Source organism: Streptomyces sp. NPDC001750, assembly GCF_042892615.1.
Lineage (GTDB): Bacteria > Actinomycetota > Actinomycetes > Streptomycetales > Streptomycetaceae > Streptomyces.
The window spans coordinates 426242-446308 of the sequence record NZ_JBIAUE010000002.1 but is presented as its reverse complement, the minus strand read 5'-3'; the positions used below and the strand labels follow the sequence as shown (position 1 = coordinate 446308).

Annotated in this window: 19 protein-coding genes; all 19 read left to right on the top strand. The window is 69.8% G+C overall.

Annotated elements, in window-relative coordinates; translation table 11 throughout:
• The first annotated feature begins 197 nt into the window (after nt 1-197).
• The 19 genes from rho to ACFYY6_RS05195 all read left to right on the top strand — a co-directional run bounded on the left by rho (nt 198) and on the right by ACFYY6_RS05195 (nt 19720).
• The gene (gene rho, locus ACFYY6_RS05285; protein ID WP_351520191.1) at nt 198-2198 is read left to right on the top strand and encodes a transcription termination factor Rho; all 2001 of its coding nucleotides are present in this window, start codon (nt 198-200) and stop codon (nt 2196-2198) included.
• A gap of 441 nt (nt 2199-2639) precedes the next feature.
• Nucleotides 2640-3743, top strand: coding sequence for an LCP family protein (locus tag ACFYY6_RS05280; RefSeq protein ID WP_386609146.1), 1104 nt, complete (start codon nt 2640-2642; stop codon nt 3741-3743).
• A gap of 226 nt (nt 3744-3969) precedes the next feature.
• Nucleotides 3970-4194, top strand: coding sequence for a 50S ribosomal protein L31 (rpmE, locus tag ACFYY6_RS05275; protein WP_351520193.1), 225 nt, complete (start codon nt 3970-3972; stop codon nt 4192-4194).
• Between the two features lie 152 nt (nt 4195-4346).
• Nucleotides 4347-5423, top strand: a complete 1077-nt coding sequence (gene prfA, locus ACFYY6_RS05270) for a peptide chain release factor 1 (protein WP_351520195.1) — start codon at nt 4347-4349, stop codon at nt 5421-5423.
• Nucleotides 5424-5508: 85 nt separating this feature from the next.
• Entirely contained in the window at nt 5509-6354 is an 846-nt protein-coding gene (gene prmC / locus ACFYY6_RS05265; RefSeq protein ID WP_351520197.1) for a peptide chain release factor N(5)-glutamine methyltransferase, read from the top strand.
• A gap of 97 nt (nt 6355-6451) precedes the next feature.
• Complete coding sequence (locus ACFYY6_RS05260; protein ID WP_351520198.1) at nt 6452-7099, top strand: L-threonylcarbamoyladenylate synthase; 648 nt, start codon at nt 6452-6454, stop codon at nt 7097-7099.
• Nucleotides 7096-7737 (top strand): protein-tyrosine-phosphatase, encoded by a 642-nt coding sequence (locus tag ACFYY6_RS05255; RefSeq protein WP_351520199.1) that lies wholly within the window; start codon nt 7096-7098, stop codon nt 7735-7737. The genes ACFYY6_RS05260 and ACFYY6_RS05255 overlap by 4 nt, the downstream gene beginning before the upstream one ends.
• A 226-nt stretch (nt 7738-7963) precedes the next feature.
• A complete protein-coding gene (gene glyA, locus ACFYY6_RS05250; protein WP_351520201.1) occupies nt 7964-9292 on the top strand; it encodes a serine hydroxymethyltransferase in 1329 nt (442 codons plus the stop codon).
• 165 nt (nt 9293-9457) lie between these two features.
• A complete protein-coding gene (locus tag ACFYY6_RS05245; protein WP_389191729.1) occupies nt 9458-10852 on the top strand; it encodes an MraY family glycosyltransferase in 1395 nt (464 codons plus the stop codon).
• Nucleotides 10853-11380: 528 nt separating this feature from the next.
• Nucleotides 11381-11818: a hypothetical protein gene (locus tag ACFYY6_RS05240; protein WP_351520203.1), complete on the top strand. Its 438-nt coding sequence runs from the start codon at nt 11381-11383 to the stop codon at nt 11816-11818.
• 210 nt (nt 11819-12028) lie between these two features.
• Nucleotides 12029-12865: a F0F1 ATP synthase subunit A gene (gene atpB, locus ACFYY6_RS05235; protein ID WP_351520212.1), complete on the top strand. Its 837-nt coding sequence runs from the start codon at nt 12029-12031 to the stop codon at nt 12863-12865.
• A 73-nt stretch (nt 12866-12938) separates the two neighbouring features.
• Nucleotides 12939-13169, top strand: coding sequence for an ATP synthase F0 subunit C (atpE, locus tag ACFYY6_RS05230; RefSeq protein ID WP_250967599.1), 231 nt, complete (start codon nt 12939-12941; stop codon nt 13167-13169).
• 51 nt (nt 13170-13220) lie between these two features.
• Entirely contained in the window at nt 13221-13766 is a 546-nt protein-coding gene (locus ACFYY6_RS05225; protein ID WP_386609182.1) for a F0F1 ATP synthase subunit B, read from the top strand.
• Nucleotides 13763-14578: a F0F1 ATP synthase subunit delta gene (locus ACFYY6_RS05220; RefSeq protein WP_351520205.1), complete on the top strand. Its 816-nt coding sequence runs from the start codon at nt 13763-13765 to the stop codon at nt 14576-14578. Before ACFYY6_RS05225 ends, ACFYY6_RS05220 begins: the two co-directional genes overlap by 4 nt.
• Before the next feature lie 138 nt (nt 14579-14716).
• Nucleotides 14717-16288, top strand: a complete 1572-nt coding sequence (gene atpA, locus ACFYY6_RS05215; protein WP_351520206.1) for a F0F1 ATP synthase subunit alpha — start codon at nt 14717-14719, stop codon at nt 16286-16288.
• A 3-nt stretch (nt 16289-16291) separates the two neighbouring features.
• Nucleotides 16292-17206, top strand: coding sequence for a F0F1 ATP synthase subunit gamma (locus ACFYY6_RS05210; RefSeq protein ID WP_351520208.1), 915 nt, complete (start codon nt 16292-16294; stop codon nt 17204-17206).
• Nucleotides 17206-18648, top strand: a complete 1443-nt coding sequence (gene atpD, locus ACFYY6_RS05205; RefSeq protein WP_351520209.1) for a F0F1 ATP synthase subunit beta — start codon at nt 17206-17208, stop codon at nt 18646-18648. The genes ACFYY6_RS05210 and atpD overlap by 1 nt, the downstream gene beginning before the upstream one ends.
• 110 nt (nt 18649-18758) lie before the next feature.
• Nucleotides 18759-19133 carry a F0F1 ATP synthase subunit epsilon gene (locus ACFYY6_RS05200; protein ID WP_073789163.1) on the top strand — a complete coding sequence of 125 codons (375 nt, stop codon included), beginning with the start codon at nt 18759-18761 and terminating at the stop codon, nt 19131-19133.
• Nucleotides 19134-19273: 140 nt separating this feature from the next.
• Nucleotides 19274-19720, top strand: a complete 447-nt coding sequence (locus tag ACFYY6_RS05195; protein ID WP_351520213.1) for a DUF2550 domain-containing protein — start codon at nt 19274-19276, stop codon at nt 19718-19720.
• Nucleotides 19721-20067 lie beyond the last annotated feature (347 nt).

Below are 20067 nucleotides of genomic sequence, written 5' to 3'. Positions count from 1 at the left end.
CGACACACCCCTCGCTCGTCCAGGAGTGGGCCGAGCAGGGGGATGCCCGCGCCGGACCCCCGCACACCTTCATTTCTCCGCCGTACCCCGGCGGACCACCGCCCCGGCACGGTCCGCAAGCAGAAGAGACCGCAGCCGGACAGCACAACCGGTCGCCGAGCCAGAAGGCCGACGTCCGCTCCAGGGAAGGACCCTTCGTGAGCGACACCACCGATCTGATGGGCGTGACTGCCGACAAGAGCGTCGACAGCGCCGCGCCCGCCGAAGGTGCTGCCACTGGCACCACCACACGGCGCCGCCGCTCCGGCACCGGCCTTGAGGGCATGGTCCTGGCCGAGCTGCAGCAGGTCGCGTCCGGCCTCGGCATCAAGGGCACCGCGCGGATGCGCAAGGGCCAGCTGATCGAGGTCATCAAGGAGGCGCAGGCAGCCGCCGCCGCGCCCAAGGCCGCCGCGCCCGCCGCCGACGCCGAGACCAAGCCGAAGCGCCGTGCCACGTCCAAGGCCCGCACCGGCGAGGACGCCGCGCCCGCCGAGAAGGCCGCCACCCAGCAGCAGATCGACATCCCCGGTCAGCCGGCCAGCGACGAGCAGCCCGCGGGCGAGCGCCGTCGGCGCCGTGCCACCGCCCAGGCGGGCAGCCCGGAGCCCAAGGCGGAGAGCAAGCCGGCCGTCGAGGCCAAGGCCCAGACGCAGGCCGAGCCCAAGAGCGCCGAGCCGAAGAACGAGGACCGCGCCGAGGCCGCCGCCGACACGGCCGAGGGCCGTCGGGGCGAGCGACAGGACCGCGGCCAGCGCGGCGAGCGGGGCGACCGCCAGGAGCGCGGGGACCGCCGCGACCGGCAGCGCGACCGCCGCGGCAAGGCCGACGACCAGGGACAGGGCGGTGGCCAGGCACAGCAGGGCGGCCAGCGCCAGCAGCGCCAGGGCGGCCAGCAGGACGACGGATACGACGACGAGGCGGGCGGCCGCCGCGGCCGTCGGGGCCGTTACCGCGACCGTCGTGGCCGCCGCGGCCGCGACGACTTCGCGGGCGAGGTCCAGGTCTCCGAGGACGATGTCCTGATCCCCGTCGCGGGCATCCTGGACATCCTCGACAACTACGCGTTCATCCGGACCTCCGGCTACCTGCCCGGCCCGAACGACGTGTACGTCTCGCTCGCCCAGGTCCGCAAGAACGGCCTGCGCAAGGGTGACCACGTCACCGGTGCGGTGCGGCAGCCCAAGGACGGCGAGCGGCGCGAGAAGTTCAACGCGCTGGTCCGCCTCGACTCGGTGAACGGCATGGCGCCCGAAACCGGCCGCGGCCGACCGGAGTTCCAGAAGCTGACCCCGCTCTACCCGCAGGACCGGCTCCGCCTGGAGACCGACTCCAACGTCCTGACGACGCGGATCATCGACCTGGTCGCACCGATCGGCAAGGGCCAGCGCGGGCTGATCGTGGCCCCGCCGAAGACCGGCAAGACCATGATCCTGCAGGCGATCGCGAACGCGATCACCGTCAACAGCCCCGAGTGCCACCTGATGGTCGTCCTGGTCGACGAGCGTCCGGAAGAGGTCACCGACATGCAGCGGTCGGTGAAGGGCGAGGTCATCTCCTCGACCTTCGACCGCCCGGCCGAGGACCACACCACCGTCGCCGAGCTGGCCATCGAGCGTGCCAAGCGTCTCGTCGAACTGGGTCACGACGTGGTCGTGCTGCTGGACTCCATCACCCGCCTCGGCCGCGCGTACAACCTCGCGGCCCCCGCCTCCGGACGCATCCTGTCCGGTGGTGTCGACTCGACCGCGCTGTACCCGCCGAAGCGCTTCTTCGGTGCCGCGCGCAACATCGAGGACGGCGGTTCGCTGACCATCCTGGCCACCGCGCTCGTCGAGACCGGCTCGCGCATGGACGAGGTGATCTTCGAGGAGTTCAAGGGCACCGGCAACATGGAGCTCAAGCTCGACCGGAAGCTCTCGGACAAGCGCATCTTCCCGGCGGTGGACGTCGACGCGTCCAGCACCCGCAAGGAGGAGATCCTGCTCGGCAGCGAGGAGTTGGCCATCGTCTGGAAGCTGCGCCGGGTGCTGCACGCGCTCGACCAGCAGCAGGCGATCGAGCTCCTCCTGGACCGGATGAAGAAGACCCAGTCCAACGCGGAGTTCCTGCTCCAGATCCAGAAGACGACGCCCGCTCCGGGCAACGGCAACGACTGACGTCGTACCGTACCGGCAGGCTCACAGGGCCGCCCCCGTCACCGCCGAGGTGACGGGGGCGGCCCTGTTTCGCGCGGCCGCGCGGATCGCGGTTCGTCGCTCCGTGCGCGATCCGGTCCTTTCGGCCGGTCCGAGACCTTCGCCACACGACGGACGTGACGGCCGGGTTCGCGACGACGGCTGCACGGGGCGAGAAACCGCAGGTGAGCGCCGGATCACCAGCCGTTCGCCGACGTGGGGCGTGGCCTTTGTGCCGACTTGTTCCTCACGTGGATGTGACGAACCGCTGTGCAACCCTTCTTCATGCCGCGACGTCGTACGAAGTACCGCGACGTCGTACGAGTCACGTGAAGTGGCGACAAGTCGTCACAGCAGAACGAATCAGTGCGCACGCACCGCTGCCGGGGGTGGCCGCGAGGAGCCGGGAACAGAAGGAGAAGGATGAGCGGGCAGAACGGGAGCGGCATCCGAATACGCGCCACCGGCAGACGCCGCAAGAAGCCTTCCCGCCGCCACCGGACGGCGGTGATCGCCGCCTGGACCCTGGTGGGGGCCCTGGCCCTGGGCGGGGGCGGGCTCGCCCTCGCCTACTTCGATCTCAACGGCAACCTCAAGGCCGTCGACATCAACGCGGCGCTCGGCAAGGACCGCCCCGACAACGTCGACAACGGCTCCCAAGACATCCTCGTGCTCGGCTCCGACTCCCGCTCCGGAGCGAACGCCGCGTACGGCACCGACGAGGGCACGGCCCGTTCCGACACCGCGATGGTCGTGCACATCGACAAGGGCCACCGGACGGCCTCCGTCGTCTCCATCCCGCGCGACACCCTCGTTACCCGCCCCGACTGCGTCGGCGACACCTCCGGGCAGCTCGTCGCGGGGGAGCGGCGCGCGATGTTCAACACGGCGTACGAGGTCGGCGGGCCGGCCTGCGCGGTCAAGACCGTCGAGGCCATGTCCGGCATCCGCATGGACCACTACCTGGAAGTCGACTTCACCGGGTTCAAGAAGCTCATCGACGAGCTGGGCGGCGTGAAGATCACCACGACCACGGCGATCCACGACCCCAAGAGCCATCTCGACCTCCCTCCCGGCACCCACGTTCTGAACGGCGAGCAGTCGCTGGGTCTCGTCCGCACCCGCAAGAGCGTCGGCGACGGCAGCGACCTCGGCCGCATCCAGCTCCAGCAGGCGTTCATCAAGGCGCTGATGGAACAGGTCAGGAGCGTCGGGGTGTTCTCCAGCCCGACGAAGCTGTACGACCTCGCGGACGCCGCCACCAAGGCCGTCACGACCGACTCGGACCTGGGATCGGTCAAGGAACTGGCCTCCTTCGCGAACGGCCTCAAGGGGCTCGGCGCGAAGAACGTCCACATGGTGACCCTGCCCGTCCAGTACGACCCGGCCGATCCGAACCGCGTCGTACCGCTGGAGGAGTCCGCCCGGCAGGTCTGGGACGCGCTCAAGGGCGACAGGCCGATCCCGGCCTCGGCCACCGAGAAGTCGGCCGGTGACAAGGGGACCGCGGGCGACGTCGTCCGCTGATCCCGGCCGCGCCGCGGGCCGGAACCGGTGACGCGTCGTGATGCGGTGTGACGGTCGGTGGCGCGCGGGCCCGTCCCCGGTGCGGGAACGGGCCCGGGAATAGGTGCGGGCCGCCCCCGGTTTTGGGAGATGCGGCCGGTCCTGGCAGACTGGACCGTCGGCCCCGGTTCACGGACACGCATCCCGTGCGTCCGACCCGGTGCCCTCCCGAACCTAGGAGAATCCCTTGAAGCGCGACATCCACCCCGCGTACGCCGAGACGCAGGTCAGCTGCACCTGCGGCGCGTCGTTCACCACCCGGAGCACCATCGACGGCGGCACCATCCGCGCCGAAGTCTGCTCCGAGTGCCACCCGTTCTACACGGGCAAGCAGAAGATCCTCGACACCGGTGGCCGCGTGGCCCGCTTCGAGGCCCGCTTCGGCAAGGCTGCCGGCTCCGCCAGCAAGTAGCGAGCCACTGCGCCGGTTCTCGGCGCCCTCTTCCCGGGGGCGCCGAGACCGGCGTTTTCCGGCTCGGGGTACGACACGTCCCCGTACCCCCGCCCGGACGGCGGCACGCCGTCCAGCAGGCACGTCCGAGTGAAGGAACCAGGAGCCCGAAGATGTTCGAGGCCGTCGAGGAACTGATCGGTGAGCAGACCGATCTGGAGAAGAAGCTCGCGGACCCGGCGGTCCACGCCGACCAGGCCAACGCGCGCAAGCTGAACAAGCGCTACGCCGAGTTGACTCCGATCGTCGCCACGTACCGCTCCTGGAAGCAGGCCGGCGACGACATCGAGACGGCCCGCGAACTGGCCGCCGACGACCCCGACTTCGCCGCCGAGGTCAAGGAGCTGGAGCAGCAGCGCGAGGAGCTCACCGAGAAGCTCCGCCTCCTGCTGGTCCCGCGCGACCCCAGCGACGACAAGGACGTGCTCCTGGAGATCAAGGCGGGCGCCGGGGGCGACGAGTCCGCCCTGTTCGCCGGTGACCTGCTGCGGATGTACCTGCGCTATGCCGAGCGCGTCGGCTGGAAGACCGAGATCATCGACTCCACGGAGTCCGAGCTCGGCGGCTACAAGGACGTCCAGGTCGCGGTGAAGACCAAGGGCGGCAACGGCGCCACCGAGCCCGGCCAGGGCGTCTGGGCCCGTCTGAAGTACGAGGGCGGCGTGCACCGGGTGCAGCGCGTGCCCTCCACCGAGTCCCAGGGCCGCATCCACACCTCCGCCGCCGGGGTGCTCGTCACCCCCGAGGCCGAGGAGGTCGACATCGAGATCCACGCCAACGACCTGCGCATCGACGTCTACCGCTCCTCCGGACCCGGCGGCCAGTCCGTCAACACCACGGACTCCGCGGTCCGCATCACGCACCTGCCGACCGGTGTCGTCGCCTCCTGCCAGAACGAGAAGAGCCAGCTCCAGAACAAGGAACAGGCCATGCGCATCCTGCGCTCGCGCCTGCTGGCCGCCGCCCAGGAGAAGGCCGAGGCCGAGGCCGCCGACGCGCGCCGCAGCCAGGTCCGCACCGTCGACCGATCCGAGAAGATCCGCACGTACAACTTCCCGGAGAACCGGATCTCGGACCACCGCGTCGGCTTCAAGGCGTACAACCTGGACCAGGTGCTCGACGGCGACCTGGACGCGGTGATCCAGGCGTGTGTCGACGCCGACTCCGCCGCGAAGCTCGCCGCAGCATAGGACCGGCCGCACACGTCGACCTCCCGACGCGTCGGCCGGCCCCAGCAAAGCCCGCCCCGCCCGTGACCCCGTACGGAGTACCGCGATGAACCTGCTGCTCGCCGAGGTGGCCCAGGCCACCCAGCGGCTGGCCGACGCCGGTGTGCCCTCACCGAGATTCGACGCGGAGGAGCTCGCCGCCTTCGTGCACGGCGTCAAGCGGGGCGAGTTGCACCGTGTGCCGGACGCGGACTTCGACGCCCGCTACTGGGAGGCGATCGCCCGCCGCGAGGCCCGCGAACCGCTCCAGCACATCACCGGCCGCGCCTTCTTCCGCTATCTGGAGCTCCAGGTCGGGCCCGGCGTCTTCGTCCCCCGCCCGGAGACCGAGTCCGTCGTCGGCTGGGCGATAGACGCCGTGCGCGCGATGGACGTCGTCGAGCCGACCGTCGTCGACCTGTGCAGCGGCTCGGGCGCCATCGCCCTGGCCATCGCCCAGGAGGTGCCGCGTTCCCGGGTGCACGCCGTGGAACTCTCCGACGACGCCCTCAAGTGGACCCGGAAGAACGCCGAGGGGTCCAGGGTGACCGTCCACCACGGCGACGCCCTCACCGCCCTCCCCGAACTCGACGGCCAGGTCGACCTGGTCATCTCCAACCCGCCGTACATCCCGCTCACCGAATGGGAGTACGTGGCCCCCGAGGCCCGCGACCACGACCCGGAGATGGCCCTGTTCTCCGGCGAGGACGGCCTCGACACCATCCGCGGCATCGAGCGCACCGCGCACCGCCTGCTGCGCCCGGGCGGCCTCGTCGTCGTCGAGCACGCCGACACCCAGGGCGGCCAGGTGCCGTGGATCTTCGCCGAGGAGCGCGGCTGGGCCGACGCGGCCGACCACCCCGACCTCAACAACCGTCCGCGCTTCGCCACCGCCCGCAAGGCCATGCCGTGACCGGCGCCACCCGCACCCGCGGCCGGGCCGCGACCGGCGGCGCCCGCACGCACGCCCCGCACCCGCCATATCCGTACATGCTTGAGGAGGCCGGCTGATGGCACGGCGATACGACTGCAACGACGCGACCGACCGTACGACGGGGCTGCGCGAGGCCGTGTCGGCCGTCCGCCGCGGCGAACTGGTCGTGCTGCCCACCGACACCGTGTACGGCGTCGGCGCGGACGCCTTCAGTTCCGAGGGCGTCGCCGATCTGCTCGCCGCCAAGGGCCGCGGGCGCAACATGCCCACCCCCGTGCTGATCGGCTCCCCGAACACGCTGCACGGTCTCGTCACCGACTTCTCCGAGCAGGCGTGGGAGCTCGTCGACGCCTTCTGGCCGGGCGCCCTCACGCTCGTCGCCCGGCACCAGCCGTCGTTGCAGTGGGACCTCGGGGACACCCGCGGCACCGTCGCCATCCGGATGCCGCTGCACCCCGTCGCCATCGAGCTGCTCACCGAGTTCGGCCCGATGGCCGTCTCCAGCGCCAACCTCACCGGCCACCCCGCCCCCGAGAACTGCGACGCCGCCCAGGAGATGCTCGGCGACTCCGTCTCCGTCTACCTCGACGGGGGACCGACACCCGGCATCGTGCCGTCGTCGATCGTCGACGTGACCGGCAAGGTCCCCGTACTGCTGCGCGCCGGCGCGGTCTCCGTCGAGGAACTCCGCAAGGTGGTACCCGACCTCGAGGTGGCGAATTGACCGCCCCTGAGGGGCGTGGCATAGCGGGGCGGGCCGACACTTTCCGCATCCTCCACGTCAGCACCGGCAACGTCTGCCGCTCGCCGATCACCGAGCGGCTGACCCGGCACGCCCTGGTGGACCGCCTCGGCGATCCGCTGCTGGGCGGGCTGATCGTGGAGAGCGCGGGCACCTGGGGCCACGAAGGCGCCCCCATGGAGGCCAACGCCGAGATCGTCCTCGCCGACTTCGGCGCCGATCCCACGGGCTTCGTCGGCCGGGAGCTCCTGGACGAGCACGTGATCCGCGCCGACCTGGTGCTCACCGCCACCCGCGACCACCGGGCGCAGGTCATCTCGATGGGGCACTCGGCCGGGCTGCGGACCTTCACGCTCAAGGAGTTCACCCGGCTGGTCCGCGCCATAGATCCGGCCACCCTGCCCGACCCGCGCGACGAGGGCGTCGTCGAGCGCGCCCGCGCACTGGTGCGCGCCGCCGCCGCGCTGCGCGGCTGGCTGCTGGCGCCCACCGTCGAGGCGGACGAGGTGAACGACCCGTACGGTGCGCCGATCACGTTCTTCCGGTCCATCGGCGACGAGATCAACCAGGCGCTGGACCCGGTCGTCACCGCGCTGACCGGCGTACCGGCCGCGCACTGACCCACGCACCGACGACCCCGGCGCACCGCCCCGCCGTGGGGAGCCGTACGTACCGTGCGCACCTGCTTCCGGATGCCGCTGGTCGCCGCTCCGACGGCCGCACGCGAGAACATGCGCAGGGAGGTCGGGCGGGCGCACGGCGGCGCCGCACAGCGGGCGGAGGGCCCGTGACGGACCTACATTGGAGCTGACGCCAGCGCACCCCCTCCAGGCCCGGAGCTCCTCGATGCCGGTCACCACCCCCGCCGCACACCCCACGTCCGCCGACGCGGTCCTGCCGCAGGACTTCGGCGCCCTGCTCCGGGAGGACCCGGAGATCGCCGCCGTGCTGCTCGCGGAGCTGGACCGGCAGTCCAGCACCCTGCAGCTGATCGCCGCCGAGAACTTCACCTCCCCGGCGGTCCTCGCCGCCCTCGGCTCACCGCTCGCCAACAAGTACGCCGAGGGCTACCCCGACGCCCGCCACCACGGCGGCTGCGAGCACGCCGATGCCGCCGAGCGCGTCGCCCGCCACCGCGCCACCGCCCTCTTCGGCGCCGAACACGCCAACGTCCAGCCCCACTCCGGTTCCTCCGCCGTTCTCGCCGCCTACGCCGCCCTGCTGCGCCCCGGCGACACGGTGCTCGCGATGGGGCTCCCGTACGGCGGCCACCTCACGCACGGCTCGCCCGCCAACTTCTCCGGCCGCTGGTTCGAGTTCGTCGGCTACGGGGTGGACTCCGAGAGCGGCCTGATCGACTACGCGCAGGTGCGCGCCCTGGCCCGCGCACACCGCCCGAAGGCGATCGTCAGCGGCTCGATCGCGTACCCCCGACACCCGGACTACGAACTCTTCCGGGACATCGCCGACGAGGTGGGCGCCTACCTGATCGCCGACGCCGCGCACCCGATGGGGCTGATCGCCGGGGGAGCGGCGCCGAGCCCGGTGCCGTACGCCGACGTGGTCTGCGCGACCACGCACAAGGTGCTGCGCGGCCCGCGCGGCGGGATGATCCTGTGCGGCGCGGAGCTGGCCGAGCGGGTCGACCGGGCGGTGTTCCCGTTCACCCAGGGCGGCGCGCAGATGCACACGATCGCCGCGAAGGCCGTCGCGTTCGGGGAGGCGGCCACTTCGGCGTTCGCCGCGTACGCCCGCCGGGTGGTCGCGCACGCCCGGGTGCTGGCCGCCGGTCTGGAGGCCGAGGGCTTCGAGGTCACCACGGGCGGCACGGACACCCATCTGATCGTCGCGGACCCGGCCCCGCTGGGCGTCGACGGGCGGCTCGCCCGGGACCGGCTCGCGGCGGGGGGCCTGGTCCTGGACGTCTGCGCGCTCCCGTACGGGGATGCCCGCGGTATCCGGCTCGGCACGGCGGCGGTGACCAGCCAGGGCATGGACGACGCCGACATGGCACGGCTGGCGGCCCTGTTCGGGGCGGCGGTGCGCGAGGAGGGCGCGGCGGCGGACGTCCGCGCGGAGGTCCGGGAGCTGGCCCGCGCGCACCCGCCCTACCCGTCCGGCACGCGGGCCGCCGGCCCCGGCCCCGGACCCTCCGGACCGGCCGGTCCGGCCTGACCGGGAAGCGTCCGGTCCGGCCCGGGCGGGCCCGGCGACGGGGGCGGAACGAGGAACCATCGGCCCGTCCGGGGGTGTCCTCGACCATGAGCCCGAGATGTCCTCGACCAGGAATCGGATCTTCCGGACCGTCTAAGGTGTGGGCTGAGATGGCCGTAGAAATCTGTGGGGCAGCCCGTGCGTGATTACCTGCTGACGCTCTGCGTCACGGCTGCGGTGACCTATCTGCTGACCGGCCCGGTGCGCAAGTTCGCCATCGCGGCCGGGGCGATGCCCGCGATCCGCGCGCGCGACGTGCACCGGGAACCGACACCGCGGCTCGGCGGCATCGCCATGTTCGGCGGACTGTGCGCGGGCCTGATCGTCGCGGCCCATCTCCACAACCTCGACTGGGTCTTCCAGCAGTCCGACGAGCCGCGGGCGCTGCTCTCCGGGGCGGCGCTGATCTGGCTGATCGGTGTCCTGGACGACAAGTTCGAGATCGACGCGCTGATCAAGCTGGGCGCCCAGATGATCGCCGCCGCCGTGATGGTGCTCCAGGGCCTGACGATCCTGTGGCTGCCGATCCCCGGCATCGGCACGGTCGCGCTCACCCAGTGGCAGGGCACGCTGCTCACGGTCGCCCTGGTCGTCATCACCATCAACGCGGTCAACTTCGTCGACGGCCTGGACGGGCTCGCGGCGGGCATGGTGTGCATCGCCTCGGCCGCGTTCTTCCTGTACACGTACCGGCTCTGGTACGGGCACATGATCGAGGCGGCGGCCCCCGCGACGCTGTTCACCGTGATCCTGATGGGCATGTGCCTGGGTTTCCTGCCGCACAACATGCACCCGGCCCGGGTCTTCATGGGCGACTCGGGATCGATGCTGATCGGGCTGGTGCTGGCGGCCGGGGCGATCTCCGTCACCGGTCAGGTCGACCCGGACACGATGACGCTCTTCGCGGGCAGCGAGCGCGAGGCCACCCACGCGATGCTGCCGGTCTTCATTCCCCTGCTGCTGCCGCTGACCATTATCGCGATCCCGGCCGCGGACCTGGTGCTGGCGATCGTGCGGCGCACCTGGAACGGCCAGTCGCCGTTCGCCGCGGACCGCGGGCATCTGCACCACCGGCTGCTGGAGATCGGTCATTCGCACAGCCGGTCCGTGCTGATCATGTATTTCTGGTCGGCGCTGATCGCTTTCGGGGCGGTCGGCTATTCCGTGCATTCGGCGTCCCTGTGGATCGTGCTGGTGATCATGGGACTGAGCACGCTGGGCCTCGTCCTGCTGCTGATGCCGCGCTTCACGCCCCGGGCGCCGTACTGGGCGGAGCGCTTCCTGCCGCCCCGCTACCGTCGGCACCGCCATGGTCGCGCGGAGAAGGCGTCGCACGAAGCGGCCACAGCGGCCGGGAAGGCCCAACAGCGGCCCTCGGAAGGGCAGATGGGGGAGACGGACCGATGTGGCCGGGAGCGGCCCGCCACCGTCGCCACAGGGGTGTCCGGCGTCAACGGGGCGACCGCGCTCGGCGCTCGTTCGTGCCCTTCGCCCCAGCGCATGGAGGAGCGCTCCCGCTGAGGGGCGACGTGCCACAGCCGCATCAGGAGTCGCGGGCGTCGACCAGGCATTGACTTGGAACGGCTGAATGTGGCCCTGTGTGCACCAGGGCGCACCGACCGTCCTCTCCCCGGGAGTCTCCTACCAGGCTTATTTGCGTCAGTGAAGCAGCTGCGTGAGATCGGGGCGGCCGTCGGTGCGGCGACGGGGTGCCGATGGGGATCGGGGCACGTTGAGGTTGACTGAAAGTAGCCGTCCCGCGATTGATGGTAGGAATGTTGCTTTTGAGTGCGGGCGTGAACCTGCTCATTACAGGATGATTTGGCGCCAGTGGCGCTCACACGCGCGATTTCACTCTCACGTGTGACAGCAAGCACAGGCCTTAGTAAAGACCTCATCAAATAGTTTGTGATACCGTTCACTAAGCCCGGTGGCGGAGTTGAAGGACTTGAGTACCACGGTCCGACGGCCCGAGTCGTCGACTCGGACCGGGCCCTACGCTCGTCCGTGACGACACACCGACCCATCCCCTGCAAGCGGAGCTGCCCCATGCCGTCCAACGACGCCCGGACTCTCCTCCAGACCGCCGTACCCACCGCTGCCGCCGGCGCCGTCGCCGCCGCGATCAGCGGCGTTGTCGCGGGTGGCAAGGGAGCCCTCGGTGCGGTCGTGGGGACGCTCGTGGTGATCCTCTTCATGGGGATCGGGCTCGTGGTCCTGCAGCGGACCGCCCGGTCCCTGCCTCAGCTCTTCCAGGCGATGGGGCTGATGCTTTACACGGCTCAGCTTCTCCTGCTGTTCATCTTCGTCGCCGCATTCAAGAACACCACGGTGTTCAATCCGAAGTCCTTCGCGATCACCCTGGTCGCGGCGACTCTGGTGTGGATCGGCGCACAGGCGCGTGCGCACATGAAGGCCAAGATCCTCTACGTCGAACCCGAGTCCGACAAGAGCGAGAAGCCCGAGAACGCCGGGTCGAAGTCGTGAAGGGTAGGGGCGGGATAAGCGTGGGTTCAAGACCCTGCTATCGTCCGGTTCCAACTGCGGCATTGCGGGCGCGGGCATGTGAGCTGACGCCTGCTCGATCGCGAGGCTCAATGCCTGACTGCCGCTCACACATCCGTAACACCAGTCCAGTGCCGAACCGCGGCTGCGCGCCGCGCCGACACAACGAGGTTGCCGTACCTATGCGCCACGCTGAAGGAGCCCGCGGTGAGTGCTGACCCGACACAGGTGCTCGCCTTCGAGACCGATTGCCACATCTTCGATGGTTGTGGTTTCCCGGCACCCGGCTTGCACTCGTTCCTGTTCGAGCCCCTCTGGGGCGACGCGGACAGCAACCTGTACTTCAACAAGCCGATGCTGCTGGCCCTGCTCGGCTCGATCATCGTCGTCGGCTTCTTCTGGGCCGCCTTCCGCAAGCCCAAGGTCGTTCCCGGCAAGCTGCAGATGGTCGCCGAGGCCGGCTACGACTTCATCCGTCGCGGCATCGTCTACGAGACGCTGGGCAAGCGCGAGGGCGAGAAGTACGTTCCGCTCATCGTCTCGCTGTTCTTCTTCGTCTGGATGATGAACCTCTGGTCGATCATCCCGGTGGCACAGTTCCCGGTGACGTCGATCATCGCCTACCCCATCGTGCTGGCGGCGATCGTCTACATCCTGTGGGTCAGCCTGACCTTCAAGCGTCACGGTTTCGTCGGCGCCTTCAAGAACTTCACCGGGTACGACAAGTCGCTCGGCCCGGTGCTTCCGTTGGCCATGCTCATCGAGTTCTTCTCGAACCTGCTGGTCCGGCCCTTCACCCACGCAGTGCGACTCTTCGCGAACATGTTCGCAGGCCACACCCTGCTGCTGCTGTTCACGATCGCCAGCTGGTACCTGCTCAACGGCATCGGGATCGCCTACGCGGGCGTCTCCTTCGTGATGGTCATCGTGATGACCGCCTTCGAGCTCTTCATCCAGGCACTTCAGGCGTACGTCTTCGTGCTCCTGACCTGCACCTTCATCCAGGGTGCGCTCGCCGAGCACCACTGAGCCCCCCGCACCCGACCCTTAGTCGTCCGGTGGCCAACCCCCACCGGTCCGTGAAAGAGAAGGAAGAACTGGCATGTCCCAGACCCTTGCTGCCGTCACCGGCTCCCTCGGCTCCATCGGTTACGGCCTCGCCGCCATCGGTCCCGGCGTCGGCGTCGGCATCATCTTCGGTAACGGCACCCAGGCCCTGGCCCGTCAGCCCGAGGCGGCCGGTCTCATTCGCGCCAACCAGATCCTCGGCTTCGCCTTCTGTGAGGCGCTCGCCCTCATCGGTCTGGTCATGCCGTTCGTCTACGGCCAGTGATCTTCGGATCCACGATCAGTCCACTAGACGAAAGGCAATGACGTGAGCCAGATGCTTACGGTCGCGGCCGAGATGGAAAACCCTCTCATCCCGCCGATCCCCGAGCTCGTCATCGGCCTCATCGCCTTCCTCATCGTCTTCGGTCTCCTCGCCAAGAAGCTCCTCCCGAACATCAACAAGGTTCTGGAAGAGCGCCGCGAGGCCATCGAAGGCGGTATCGAAAAGGCCGATGCGGCCCAGACCGAGGCCCAGAGCGTGCTTGAGCAGTACAAGGCTCAGCTCGCCGAGGCCCGCCACGAAGCCGCTCGTATGCGCCAGGAGGCGCAGGAGCAGGGCGCCGTGATCCTGCAGGAGATGCGGGCCGAGGGCCAGCGGCAGCGTGAGGAGATCATCGCTGCCGGGCACGCCCAGATCGAGGCCGACCGCAAGGCCGCGGCCGCGGCGCTGCGCCAGGACGTCGGCACGCTCGCCGTCGAGCTGGCCGGCAAGCTCGTCGGGGAGTCCCTGGAGGACCACGCCCGGCAGAGCGGCACCGTCGACCGCTTCCTCGACGAGCTCGAGGCGAAGGCCGACGCGAAGGCCGAGGCCGTCCGATGAACGGCGCGAGCCGCGAGGCACTGGCTGCGGCACGTGAGCGTCTCGACGCGCTGACCGACAACACGTCGGTCGACGCGGCGAAGCTCGCCGACGAGCTGGCCGCCGTGACGGCGCTGCTCCAGCGCGAGGTCTCCCTGCGACGGGTCCTCACCGACCCGTCGCAGGCCGGCGAGGCCAAGGCTGAGCTGGTCGGACGACTGCTGAGCGGTCAGGTGGGCGGCGAGACCGTCGACCTGGTCTCCGGCATGGTCCGCTCCCGCTGGTCGCAGTCGCGCGACCTGGTCGACGCGGTCGAGGAACTGGCGAACATCGCGGACCTCACCGCCGCTCAGCGCGGCGGAGACCTCGACGACGTCGAGGACGAGCTGTTCCGGTTCGGCCGGATCGTCGCCTCCGACAAGGAGCTGCGTGCCGCGCTCACCGACCGGTCCGCGTCCGCCACCGCCAAGAGCCAGCTGCTGCGCAGCCTGCTCGGCGGCAGGACCCGGCCGGCCACCGAGCGCGTGATCACGCGCCTCGTCACCCAGCCGCGGGGACGTAGCCTGGAAGCGGGACTCGAGTCCCTCTCCAAGCTCGCCGCGGAGCGTCGGGACCGCATGGTCGCCGTGGTCACCTCGGCGGTGCCGCTCAGCGACCGGCAGAAGCAGCGTCTCGGTGCGGCACTGACGAAGATCTACGGTCGGCCCATGCACCTGAACCTCGACGTGGACCCCGAGGTCCTCGGCGGGATCGAGGTGCGGGTCGGTGAGGAGATCATCAACGGCACCATCGCGGACCGCCTTGCAGAGGCGAGCCGTCGCATGGCCGGCTGACGAGCCGACGCAACAGAAGAACCAGAGCAAGACCAGCGGCCCGGTTGGGCCGTGCAGAAACTGCAGAAGATTCCTGGGGGTCGGCCCCCAGACCCCCTTAAGAAACTTCGGGCCCAACAAGGAGAGCAGGGAACCCAGATGGCGGAGCTCACGATCCGGCCGGAGGAGATCCGGGACGCACTGGAGAACTTCGTCCAGTCGTACAAGCCGGACGCGGCCTCGCGCGAGGAGGTCGGTACGGTCAGCGTTGCCGGCGACGGCATCGCGAAGGTCGAGGGTCTTCCCTCGGCCATGGCGAACGAGCTGCTGAAGTTCGAGGACGGCACCCTCGGTCTCGCCCTCAACCTCGAGGAGCGCGAGATCGGTGCGATCATCCTCGGCGAGTTCGACGGGATCGAGGAGGGCCAGTCGGTGCAGCGCACCGGCGAGGTGCTCTCCGTCGGCGTCGGCGAGGGCTACCTCGGCCGCGTCGTCGACCCCCTCGGCAACCCGATCGACGGTCTCGGCGAGATCGCGACCGACGGCCGCCGCGCCCTCGAACTGCAGGCCCCTGGCGTCATGGTCCGCAAGTCGGTGCACGAGCCGATGCAGACCGGCTACAAGGCCGTCGACGCCATGGTGCCGATCGGCCGCGGCCAGCGTCAGCTGATCATCGGCGACCGCCAGACCGGCAAGACCGCGCTGGCCGTCGACACGATCATCAACCAGCGCGACAACTGGCGCTCGGGCGACGTGAACAAGCAGGTCCGCTGCATCTACGTCGCCATCGGTCAGAAGGGCTCCACCATCGCCTCCGTGCGCGGTGCCCTCGAAGAGGCCGGAGCGCTCGAGTACACGACCATCGTCGCCGCCCCGGCGTCCGACCCGGCCGGCTTCAAGTACCTCGCGCCGTACACCGGTTCGGCCATCGGTCAGCACTGGATGTACCAGGGCAAGCACGTCCTGATCATCTTCGACGACCTCTCGAAGCAGGCCGACGCCTACCGCGCCGTGTCGCTTCTGCTGCGCCGTCCGCCGGGCCGCGAGGCCTACCCGGGCGACGTCTTCTACCTCCACTCGCGTCTGCTGGAGCGTTGCGCGAAGCTCTCCGACGACATGGGCGCCGGTTCGATGACGGGTCTCCCGATCGTCGAGACCAAGGCGAACGACGTGTCGGCGTTCATCCCGACCAACGTCATCTCCATCACCGACGGCCAGTGCTTCCTGGAGTCCGACCTGTTCAACGCCGGTCAGCGTCCGGCCCTGAACGTCGGTATCTCCGTCTCCCGCGTCGGTGGTTCCGCCCAGCACAAGGCGATGCGCCAGGTCTCCGGCCGTCTCCGCGTCGACCTCGCCCAGTACCGCGAGCTGGAGGCGTTCGCCGCCTTCGGTTCCGACCTGGACGCGGCCTCGAAGGCGTCGCTGGAGCGCGGTAAGCGCATGGTCGAGCTGCTGAAGCAGCCGCAGTACAGCCCGTTCCCGGTCGAGGAGCAGGTCGTCTCCATCTGGGCCGGCACCAACGGCAAGATGGACGACGTCCCGGTCGAGGACATCCGCCGCTTCGAGACCGAGCTGCTGGATTACCTGCGCCGCGAGCGCAAGGACCTGCTGACCAGCATCCGCGAGGGCGCCAAGATGTCCGACGACACGCTGCAGGCGATCGCCGACGCCGTCGCCGCGTTCAAGCAGCAGTTCGAGACCTCGGACGGCAAGCTCCTGGGCGAGGGCTGATCGATGGGCGCTCAGCTTCGCGTTTACAAGCGCCGCATCCGCTCCGTCACCGCCACCAAGAAGATCACCAAGGCGATGGAGATGATCGCCGCCTCGCGCATCGTCAAGGCGCAGCGTCAGGTGGCGGCGTCGACGCCGTACGCCACCGAGCTCACCCGCGCGGTGACGGCGGTGGCGACCGGCTCCACCACCAAGCACCCGCTGACCACCGAGTCCGAGAACCCGGCGCGGGCCGCGGTCCTGCTCATCACGAGCGACCGCGGTCTGGCAGGCGGTTACTCCTCCAACGCCATCAAGGCCGCGGAGCGGCTGACCGAGCGGCTGCGCGGTGAGGGCAAGGAGGTCGTCACGTACGTGATCGGCCGCAAGGGTGTCGCCTACTACGGATTCCGCGAGCGCAAGATCGAGGATTCGTGGACGGGCTTCACCGACAGCCCGACCTATGCGGATGCCAAGCGTGCTGCCGCCCCGCTCATCGAGGCGGTCACCAAGGACACCGCCGAGGGCGGCGTCGACGAGCTGCACATCGTCTTCACGGAGTTCGTGTCGATGATGACGCAGAACCCGGTCGAGGACCGGATGCTGCCGCTCAGCCTCGGTGCCGAGAAGGAGAAGGACGGCAAGGCCGAGATCCTGCCGCTCTTCGAGTTCGAGCCGTCGGCGGAGGACGTCCTCGACGCCCTGCTTCCGCGGTACGTCGAGAGCCGCATCTACAACGCGCTGCTCCAGGCCGCTGCTTCCGAGCACGCCGCCCGCCGCCGCGCGATGAAGTCGGCGACCGACAACGCCGGAGAGCTGATCAAGACGCTCTCCCGGCTCGCCAACGCGGCCCGCCAGGCCGAAATCACCCAGGAAATCAGCGAGATCGTCGGTGGTGCCAGCGCGCTGGCCGACGCGACCGCGGGGAGTGACAAGTAATGACGACGACAGTTGAGACGGCCGTTGCCACGGGCCGCGTCGCCCGGGTCATCGGCCCGGTCGTCGACGTGGAGTTCCCCGTCGACGCGATGCCGGACATCTACAACGCGCTGACCGTCCAGGTCGCCGACCCGGCCGAGGAGGGCAAGCTCAAGACGCTGACCCTCGAGGTCGCGCAGCACCTCGGTGACGGCATGGTCCGTGCCATCTCCATGCAGCCCACCGACGGCCTGGTCCGCCAGGCCCCGGTGACGGACACCCGCGACGGCATCACCGTCCCGGTCGGCGACATCACCAAGGGCAAGGTCTTCAACACCCTCGGTGAGATCCTGAACAAGCCCGAGGCCGAGACCGAGGTCACCGAGCGCTGGGCGATCCACCGCAAGGCGCCCAACTTCGACCAGCTCGAGTCCAAGACCGAGATGTTCGAGACCGGCGTCAAGGTCATCGACCTCCTCACCCCGTACGTCAAGGGTGGAAAGATCGGTCTGTTCGGTGGTGCCGGTGTCGGCAAGACCGTTCTGATCCAGGAGATGATCTACCGCGTCGCCAACAACCACGACGGTGTGTCGGTGTTCGCGGGCGTCGGTGAGCGTACCCGTGAGGGCAACGACCTCATCGAGGAGATGACCGACTCCGGCGTCATCGACAAGACGGCGCTCGTCTTCGGTCAGATGGACGAGCCGCCGGGCACGCGTCTTCGTGTGGCGCTGGCCGGTCTGACCATGGCGGAGTACTTCCGCGATGTGCAGAAGCAGGACGTGCTCTTCTTCATCGACAACATCTTCCGGTACACCCAGGCCGGCTCCGAGGTGTCCACCCTGCTCGGCCGTATGCCGTCCGCGGTGGGTTACCAGCCGAACCTGGCCGACGAGATGGGTCTGCTGCAGGAGCGCATCACCTCGACGCGTGGTCACTCGATCACCTCGATGCAGGCGATCTACGTCCCCGCGGACGACCTGACCGACCCGGCCCCGGCCACCACCTTCGCCCACCTCGACGCGACGACGGTTCTCTCCCGTCCGATCTCCGAGAAGGGCATCTACCCGGCCGTGGACCCGCTGGACTCCACGTCCCGGATCCTGGACCCGCGTTACATCGCCGAGGACCACTACAACGCCGCCATGCGCGTCAAGGGGATCCTCCAGAAGTACAAGGACCTCCAGGACATCATCGCGATCCTCGGTATCGACGAGCTGGGCGAGGAGGACAAGCTGGTCGTCCACCGTGCCCGTCGCGTCGAGCGCTTCCTGTCGCAGAACACCCACGTCGCCAAGCAGTTCACCGGCGTGGACGGTTCGGACGTCCCGCTCGACGAGTCGATCGCCGCGTTCAACGCGATCTGCGACGGCGAGTACGACCACTTCCCGGAGCAGGCGTTCTTCATGTGCGGTGGCCTGGAGGACCTCAAGGCCAACGCCAAGGAGCTCGGCGTTTCCTGAGCCGACGGCTCACCGAGGGGGACGGGCACGTCCCGTCCCCCTCACCACGCCCCTTAGAATTGACCCAACACCCGGCCGGCGCGGCCGGGTGGTGACCCGAGGAGCCACCCTTGGCTGCTGAGCTGCACGTCGAGCTGGTCGCGGCGGACCGCAGTGTCTGGTCCGGCGAGGCCACCCTGGTCGTCGCGCGCACCACGTCCGGCGACATCGGCGTCATGCCCGGTCACCAGCCGCTTCTGGGTGTGCTGGAATCGGGCCCGGTGACGATCCGCACGAGCGACGGCGGAACCGTGATCGCCGCGGTGCACGGCGGTTTCCTCTCGTTCGCGGACGACAAGCTGTCGCTGCTCGCGGAGATCGCGGAGCTGGCGGACGAGATCGATGTCCAGCGCGCCGAGCGTGCGCTGGAGCGCGCGAAGGAGGCGACGGACGCCGCTGCCGAGCGGCGCGCCGAAGTGCGACTGCGCGCGGTGGCGGTGCGCTAGCGCACCGCGACGACGTAGCTTTACCCTCAGCCGCGGCACGGCCTGGAGACCCCTCCGGACCGTGCCGCGGCTGAGGCGATGCAGATGCCTGTGAAGTTCTGGTGTATCCGTTACTCGACGACGCGAGGAGGTCGGTGGAGATGTTCCTCGCGTTGTGGGTGGGCGGAGTGGTCGTCGCCCTGGTCCTGTTGGGACTCTTCGTCTTCGGTCTGCGCCGGAGGCTGATCCAGCGCTCCGGTGGGACCTTCGACTGCAGCCTGCGGTGGAACGTACCGGAGGAGCCCGACCTCTCGGGCAAGGGCTGGGTGTACGGGGTCGCCCGGTACAGCGGTGACCAGGTCGACTGGTTCCGGGTCTTCTCGTACGCGCTCCGTCCGCGCCGGATCCTGGAGCGTTCCGCGATCGAGGTGATCGCCCGCCGGATGCCCGAGGGCGAAGAGGAGCTGGCGCTCCTGTCCGATGCCGTGGTGCTCGGCTGTCTCCACCGCGGGACCCGTCTGGAGCTGGCCATGAGCGAGGACGCGCTGACCGGGTTTCTCGCCTGGCTGGAGGCGGCTCCGCCCGGCCAGCGGGTCAACGTGGCATAGCTTCGGATCTGTCGGACGTGAAGGGGCGCCCCCTCCGAGAGGGGGCGCCCCTTCACATGCGACCGATACGCGGTGTGCGGTCGGTGCGGGTGGGTCCGGCCGGCCCGGCCGCGCCGGACGTTCCGTATCGGCCGGGACGCTCCGTGCCGTCACGGAACCCGGCGGCCAAGACACGAGAACCGGGGAGACAGGGGGCGGACCTGTCTCCCCGGTGGCTTTCCGGAGTGTCGGGGGGGGCCCCCCCCGGGGGGCCCCCCCCCGGGGGGTAGGAACCGGGGTGGGTGGCGCGCGCCCCCCCCCCGTGGGCGGGGGGCCCCCGCCAAAACACAACAACAACCCACCCCCGC

What these genes read in the sequence shown, in the direction of transcription:
- ACFYY6_RS05280 (WP_386609146.1), top strand. Translation starts at nt 2,640, where the DNA reads ATGAGCGGGCAGAACGGGAGCGGCATCCGAATACGCGCCACCGGCAGA.
- prfA (WP_351520195.1), top strand. Translation starts at nt 4,347, where the DNA reads ATGTTCGAGGCCGTCGAGGAACTGATCGGTGAGCAGACCGATCTGGAG.
- prmC (WP_351520197.1), top strand. Translation starts at nt 5,509, where the DNA reads ATGAACCTGCTGCTCGCCGAGGTGGCCCAGGCCACCCAGCGGCTGGCC.
- ACFYY6_RS05260 (WP_351520198.1), top strand. Translation starts at nt 6,452, where the DNA reads ATGGCACGGCGATACGACTGCAACGACGCGACCGACCGTACGACGGGG.
- glyA (WP_351520201.1), top strand. Translation starts at nt 7,964, where the DNA reads ATGCCGGTCACCACCCCCGCCGCACACCCCACGTCCGCCGACGCGGTC.
- ACFYY6_RS05240 (WP_351520203.1), top strand. Translation starts at nt 11,381, where the DNA reads ATGCCGTCCAACGACGCCCGGACTCTCCTCCAGACCGCCGTACCCACC.
- atpE (WP_250967599.1), top strand. Translation starts at nt 12,939, where the DNA reads ATGTCCCAGACCCTTGCTGCCGTCACCGGCTCCCTCGGCTCCATCGGT.
- ACFYY6_RS05225 (WP_386609182.1), top strand. Translation starts at nt 13,221, where the DNA reads ATGCTTACGGTCGCGGCCGAGATGGAAAACCCTCTCATCCCGCCGATC.
- ACFYY6_RS05220 (WP_351520205.1), top strand. Translation starts at nt 13,763, where the DNA reads ATGAACGGCGCGAGCCGCGAGGCACTGGCTGCGGCACGTGAGCGTCTC.
- atpA (WP_351520206.1), top strand. Translation starts at nt 14,717, where the DNA reads ATGGCGGAGCTCACGATCCGGCCGGAGGAGATCCGGGACGCACTGGAG.
- ACFYY6_RS05210 (WP_351520208.1), top strand. Translation starts at nt 16,292, where the DNA reads ATGGGCGCTCAGCTTCGCGTTTACAAGCGCCGCATCCGCTCCGTCACC.
- atpD (WP_351520209.1), top strand. Translation starts at nt 17,206, where the DNA reads ATGACGACGACAGTTGAGACGGCCGTTGCCACGGGCCGCGTCGCCCGG.
- ACFYY6_RS05195 (WP_351520213.1), top strand. Translation starts at nt 19,274, where the DNA reads ATGTTCCTCGCGTTGTGGGTGGGCGGAGTGGTCGTCGCCCTGGTCCTG.